Below are 5,599 nucleotides of genomic sequence, written 5' to 3' on the forward strand. Positions count from 1 at the left end.
GCCGTTGGACTTCATGCCGGCGGAGAACTTGTCGAACTCCTTGGCCAGCACCTCCGGCTTCTTCTTGCCCATGGCTTTACGGAAGCCGTCCGCCTCACCGGCGGTGTAGTTCGCGACCTTCTGCGAGATCCTCATGATCTGCTCCTGGTACACGATGAGACCGTAGGTCTCCTCCAGGATGTCCCTGATGGATTCGGAAAGTTCCGGGTGGATCGGCTCGATCGGCTTACGGCCGTTCTTTCGGTCGGCGTAGTCCAGGTGCGCGTTGACGCCCATCGGTCCCGGCCGGTACAGCGCCAGGGACGCGACGATGTCGTTGAAGCCGGTGGGCTTCATCCGTTTGAGCAGTTCCTGCATGCCGCCCGAGTCCAGCTGGAAGATACCGAGCGTGTCGCCGCGGGCCAGCAGCTCGTACGATGCCGGATCGTCGGTGGCGAGATTCTCCAGGTCGAAGTCCTCACCCCGGTTGCGCTTGATGTTCTGGATGCAGTCGGCGATGACGGTGAGGTTGCGCAGCCCCAGGAAGTCCATCTTCAGCAGGCCGATGGCCTCACATGCCGGGTAGGGCCAACCGGTGATGTAGGCGCCGTCGGCGGGCCGCTTCCACATCGGGATGTGGTCCATCAGCGGGACGGACGCCATGACCACCGCACAGGCGTGGACGCCGGCCTGGCGGACCACACCCTCCAGGCCGAGGGCGTCATCGTAGATCTCCTTGACCACCGGATCGGTCTCGATGAGGGTGCGGATCTCCGCGGCCTCCCCGTACCGTGGGTGCTCCGGGTCCATGATGCCGGACAGGGGGATGTCCTTCGCCGCCTGGGCAGGGGGCAGCGCCTTGGTGATGCGGTCGGCGATCTGGAAACCGGGCTGGCCGTGGTGGGCGCGGGCAGCGTCCTTGATGGCCTGCTTGGTCTTCACCGTGCCGAAGGTGATGACCTGGGCGACCTTGTCCTCCCCCCAGTTCTCGGCGGCGTAGCGGATCATCTCGCCACGCCGGTCATCGGCGAAGTCGATATCGATGTCCGGTGCCGACGGACGCTCCGGGTTGAGGAACCGCTCGAACATCAGACCGTGCTCGATGGGGTCGATATTGGTGATCGTCAGCGCATAGGCCACCAGCGCACCGGCGGCGGAGCCACGACCCGGACCGACGGAGATGCCGATGGACCGGGCGTGCTTGATGAGGTCGGCGACGACGAGGAAGTACGACGGGTAGCCCTTGATCTCGATGACCTCGATCTCGTACTTCGCACGGTCGAGGTACTCCTGGGGGACTTCCCCGTCCGGGAACCGGGCCTTGAGCCCCTCGGCGACCTCGTGACGAAGCCAGGACACCGGGGTATGGCCCTCGGGGACGTCGTACTTCGGCATCCGGTCGAGAGGATGCTCCTCCCACAGTTCGCCGTAGTCCTGGACACGCTCGGCGATCCACAGGGTGTTGTCACAGCCGTCAGGGACGATCGGGTCCCAGTACTCGCGGAGCATCTCGGCAGGTTTGACGTAGTAGCCGTCGCCGGAGAATGCGAAGCGCTTGCCGCCCTCGTCGAGGGTCTTTTCCTCCAGGGTCGCGCCGGTCTGGACGCAGAGCATGACCTCGTGAGGCTTGGCCTGCGTCTGCAGCACGTAGTGGCAGTCGTTGGTGACCAGCGGCGGCAGTTCGAGGCGGCGTCCGATCTCCAGGAGGTCGTCACGGACGCGCTTCTCGATGGACAGGCCGTGGTCCATGAGCTCGAGGAAGTAGTTGTCTCTGCCGTAGATGTCCTGCCACATCGCGGCGGCCTCCAGGGCCTTGTCGAACTGGCCGAGGCGCAGCCGGGTCTGCACGTCGCCGGAGGGGCAGCCGGTGGTGGCGATGATGCCCTCGGCGTGCTCGGCGACGATCTCGGCGTCCATGCGTGGGTACTTGGAGACCTGGCCCTCATAGGACGCCAGCGAAGACAGGCGGAAGAGGTTGTGCAGACCCGTGGCGTTCTCCGCCATCATCGTCTGGTGGAGGTAGTAGCCGCCGCCGGCGACGTCGTCCCGCTTCTGCTCGGGCTGGCCCCAGCGGATGCGGTCCTTGATGAGGCGCGAGTCCGGGGCCATGTAGGTCTCGATGCCGATGATGGGCTTCACACCGGCCTTGGTCATCGCGTGGTAGAAGGCGTCGGAGCCGAACATGTTTCCGTGGTCGGTCATGCCGACGGCGGGCATGCCGAGCCGGGAAACCTCCTGGGCGAGAAGATCGACCTTCGCCATGCCGTCGAGCATGGAGTACTCGGTGTGGTTGTGCAGGTGGACGAAGGAGGACTTCTTCATGGCGGACAGTCTACCGCCGGGGCTCCGGCGGTCCATCCGGTGCGCCGCGTCCGCCCCGCATCCTCCCCGCGTCCTCCATGTTCCGCAGCGGGCCGATCCGGTCGCCTCGCGTACCCGCCATGACCGAATCTGCCCGCTGCAGAACACGACCACCTTGCGACGCCCGATCTCCACTACCGTCGGGATGATGATCCGCACACCGCCAGGCACCGTCCGTTACGCGTTTCCCGACCTCGACAAGATCACCGGCGGCATGCGCCCCGGCCAGCTCATCGTCATCGCCTCCCGCCCCGGAGCAGGGAAGACCACCCTTCTTCTGCAGCTCCTGCGCGAGGCGGCGTTCCGGCAGAGGAGACACGCCCTCCTTCTCTCGGGAGAGATGTCCGGGGCGGACATCCGGCTGCGACTGCTGTCCGGTGAATCGGGCGTCCCGATGCTGACTGACCGTTCCGCGACGCAGGACACCGCGATCGCCGAGGCGGAGAAGCTGCTCGCCGGTGAGTCCCTGGAGGTCTACACCCAGTCGCCGCTGGACACCTTCGACCTCGACCCCGTCGCCGGAGGCGAGAGCATTCTGGGGTCGCTGTCCCCGTCGGACGTGGGGGTGATCGGTGTCGACTGCATCGACGTCATCGGGCCGGACACCACCAACCGGGACCATGAACGCTCTGGTGAGGCGGACATTCACGTGGTGAAGAACCGGATGGGGCCGATCGCTGTGGTGCGGGTGGCCCACCAGATGCACCGTGCCAGGTTCGTCCCGCTGGGGTGAATCGGCAACTGCCTCGCTGTAAAGCGCTGTAACGGCCGGAATCTGCTGTACAACACCCCGGAGGAGCACACCATGACCGGCGACAACACCGACATCGAAACCTTCGCCCGAGGCGCCGTCGTCAGGGCTCAGCGGGACTAGGGAGCAGTGCCTTCACCGCGGCGACACAGGCCTCGGCCTCTGCCGGGGTCGCCAGGAAGACGGTGTACTTCTCCCCCGCTGTCGTCCTGATCCTGGCGCCGACAGTGCCGCTGAGGCTCATCCGGACGCCTGCGGGTGAGGTCGCCCGTCCCACGACAGGCCAGTTGAGCCAGCTGTGGTCCGCAGCACCCTCCCGGTGCACAGTGACCTCTGCGAACTTCGCGACAGGGATGGTCCTGCGGTAGAACGGACCTCTGACCTCGACGGCGTCCTTCCCGACCCGGACCGAGACCCGGGCGGTGAAGGACGCCCAGACCAGCAGAAGCAGGACGGCGACAATCGGCACGATCACCTGCCAGACCGGTGCCGCCAGGATGCCGACCATCGAGGGGATCAGGATGACGAACGGGATGATCCGCAGCTCTGTGGGCGTCTTCGCCTCGAACACCTCGGTTTTCCCCTCTGTCACGCTTCGCATGGCCTCAGGGTACCGCCGGTGACCAGGTACAGCACACCTGCGTCAGGCACGGATCGTCCGTTCCGTGCGACGGATCGCCGGAGATGTGCCTGCCGCAGATCTGAAGCCTCGCCAAGAGGCCAGATCCCACCGATGGACCCGTTCAGGTCAAAGCACCGACCTCACTCCAGGTCGAGGCCGATGTCCAGCGACGCGGCCGAGTGGGTCAGCCCACCGACAGCGACCGAGTCCACACCGGAGGCGGCGTAGTCACCGACCACGTCCAACGTGAGACCACCGGAGGATTCCAGCAGCACGTTCGGCGCCTTCTCGGCACGCATCCCCACCGCAGCGACCGTGTCCACGACCGGGAAATTGTCCAGCAGCACCTGCTGCGGCGGACGCTTCAGCGACAGCACCTCCCGCAGCTGCACGAGGTTGTCCACCTCCACCTCACACCACAGCTCCGGGTGCGCGGCGCGCACCGCGAGAAAGGCGTCCACCACACCGCCGCCGGCGGTGACGTGGTTGTCCTTGACCATCGCCTGGTCAGAGAGGTTGTAACGGTGCGGCACCCCGCCTCCGTGGACCACGGCACGCTTCTCCAGCAGCCGGAGCCCCGGCAGGGTCTTGCGGGAATCTCGCACCGCCACCCGGTGCTCCTCCGGTGCAGCCTCATCCACCGCAGCGACCCAGGCAGCGGTCTGCGTCGCCACACCGGAGGCATGGGTGAGCATGTTGAGCACGGTGCGCTCCAACTGCAGGATCGCGCGCACCGGCCCGGTGAGCACTCCGACGACGTCACCCGGCGCGACGACAGCGCCGTTGGATGCCGCGTCGGTCAGGGCGACCGTCCCACCGAGCACAGCGGTGAACAACGGCTCGGCAGCCTCGACGAGGATCGAGCGGACGGCGTCGATGCCGGAGACCACACCACCGGACCGTGCGATCAGCAGGCCATGCCCGGTCTCACCCTTCGGGACGGTCGCCAGGGTCGTGGCGTCCCCGGCGGAGAGGTCCTCCGCCAGGGCGGTCCTGGACAGTGTGGTGAACAGTGAGGGTGCGCACCCCAGGTCGCCCAGCGGGGCGGTGTAGGGGAAACGCTGATCAGCGGGGAACATCTCCCGACGCGAAGTCTTGGTAACAGGCACGGCGGACAACTTACTCCCCACCACCGGGATTTCCGACAGCGATCATCCGTTCCACCGCCTGACGTGCCCTTTCCGCGACGTCCGGGGCCACATCGACCTCATCGGCGCCGAGGGCGAGGCACCGCAGCAGCGCCGCCGGGGTGATCATCTTCATGTACGGGCACGTCGCGCGTTCATTCACCGGCGCGAAATCCACGTCCGGGGCCACGCCTCGCAACTGGTGCAGCATGCCGACCTCCGTGGCGACGAGCACCTTCCCTCGCCCCGCCTCGGACGCCGCCCTGGCGGAGGTGAGCATCTCCCCGGTGGAGAGCATGTGCACCCGTGCCGGATCAATGACGCCCTCCCCTGCCAGGTAGATCGCCGAATTCGCGCACCCGCACTCGGGGTGGATGAAGAGGTCGGCGTCCGGGTTCTCCTCGGCCCGTCGCGCCAGCTCGGGCCCGGAGATTCCGGCGTGGACGTGGCACTCCCCGGCCCAGACGTGGATGTTGTCACGCCCGGTCCGGCGGCGCACGTGAGCACCCAGGAACTGGTCGGGGCCGAAGAGGATCTCCCGGTCCGCCGGCAGCCCGGCGACCACGTCGACGGCGTTGGAGCTGGTGCAGCACACGTCGGTGAGGCCTTTCACCGCGGCGGTGGTGTTGATGTAGCTGACCACCAGGGCGTCCGGGTGTTCGGCCTTCCACTCCGCCAGTTCCCCGGCGGTGAGGGAGTCCGCCAGGGAACAGCCGGCCCCGGCGTCCGGTATGAGGACGGTCTTGTCCGGGGAGAGGA

The 5,599-nt window shown here is 67.0% G+C and carries 5 protein-coding genes; 1 reads left to right on the forward strand and 4 read right to left on the reverse strand.

The genetic code is table 11. The features are described from left to right. On the reverse strand, positions 1-2,301 hold a 2,301-nt coding region (dnaE, locus tag QZV72_RS05855; RefSeq protein ID WP_297006227.1), incomplete at its 3' end, for a DNA polymerase III subunit alpha. Here dnaE and QZV72_RS05860 point away from each other — a divergent pair. Next, positions 2,300-3,073 (forward strand): DnaB-like helicase C-terminal domain-containing protein, encoded by a 774-nt coding sequence (locus QZV72_RS05860; RefSeq protein WP_297006228.1) that lies wholly within the window; start codon positions 2,300-2,302, stop codon positions 3,071-3,073. The two genes, dnaE and QZV72_RS05860, sit on opposite strands and share 2 nt — an antisense overlap. Positions 3,074-3,194: 121 nt before the next feature. Here QZV72_RS05860 and QZV72_RS05865 read toward each other — a convergent pair whose 3' ends face one another. The 3 genes from QZV72_RS05865 to QZV72_RS05875 all read right to left on the reverse strand — a co-directional run. After that, positions 3,195-3,692: a hypothetical protein gene (locus tag QZV72_RS05865; RefSeq protein WP_297006229.1), complete on the reverse strand. Its 498-nt coding sequence runs from the start codon at positions 3,690-3,692 to the stop codon at positions 3,195-3,197. Between the two features lie 161 nt (positions 3,693-3,853). Then, positions 3,854-4,822 carry a carboxylating nicotinate-nucleotide diphosphorylase gene (nadC, locus tag QZV72_RS05870; RefSeq protein ID WP_297006231.1) on the reverse strand — a complete coding sequence of 323 codons (969 nt, stop codon included), beginning with the start codon at positions 4,820-4,822 and terminating at the stop codon, positions 3,854-3,856. A 10-nt stretch (positions 4,823-4,832) separates the two neighbouring features. Further along, a partial coding sequence (locus tag QZV72_RS05875) for a quinolinate synthase (protein WP_297006233.1) occupies positions 4,833-5,599 on the reverse strand: 767 nt, incomplete at its 5' end.

Origin of the sequence: uncultured Corynebacterium sp. (assembly GCF_902782855.1) — a bacterium.
Lineage (GTDB): Bacteria > Actinomycetota > Actinomycetes > Mycobacteriales > Mycobacteriaceae > Corynebacterium.

Excerpts from the sequence above, each read along its gene's own strand:
- QZV72_RS05860 (WP_297006228.1), top strand. The coding sequence starts at position 2,300 with ATGGCGGACAGTCTACCGCCGGGGCTCCGGCGGTCCATCCGGTGCGCC.
- QZV72_RS05865 (WP_297006229.1), bottom strand. The coding sequence starts at position 3,692 with ATGCGAAGCGTGACAGAGGGGAAAACCGAGGTGTTCGAGGCGAAGACG.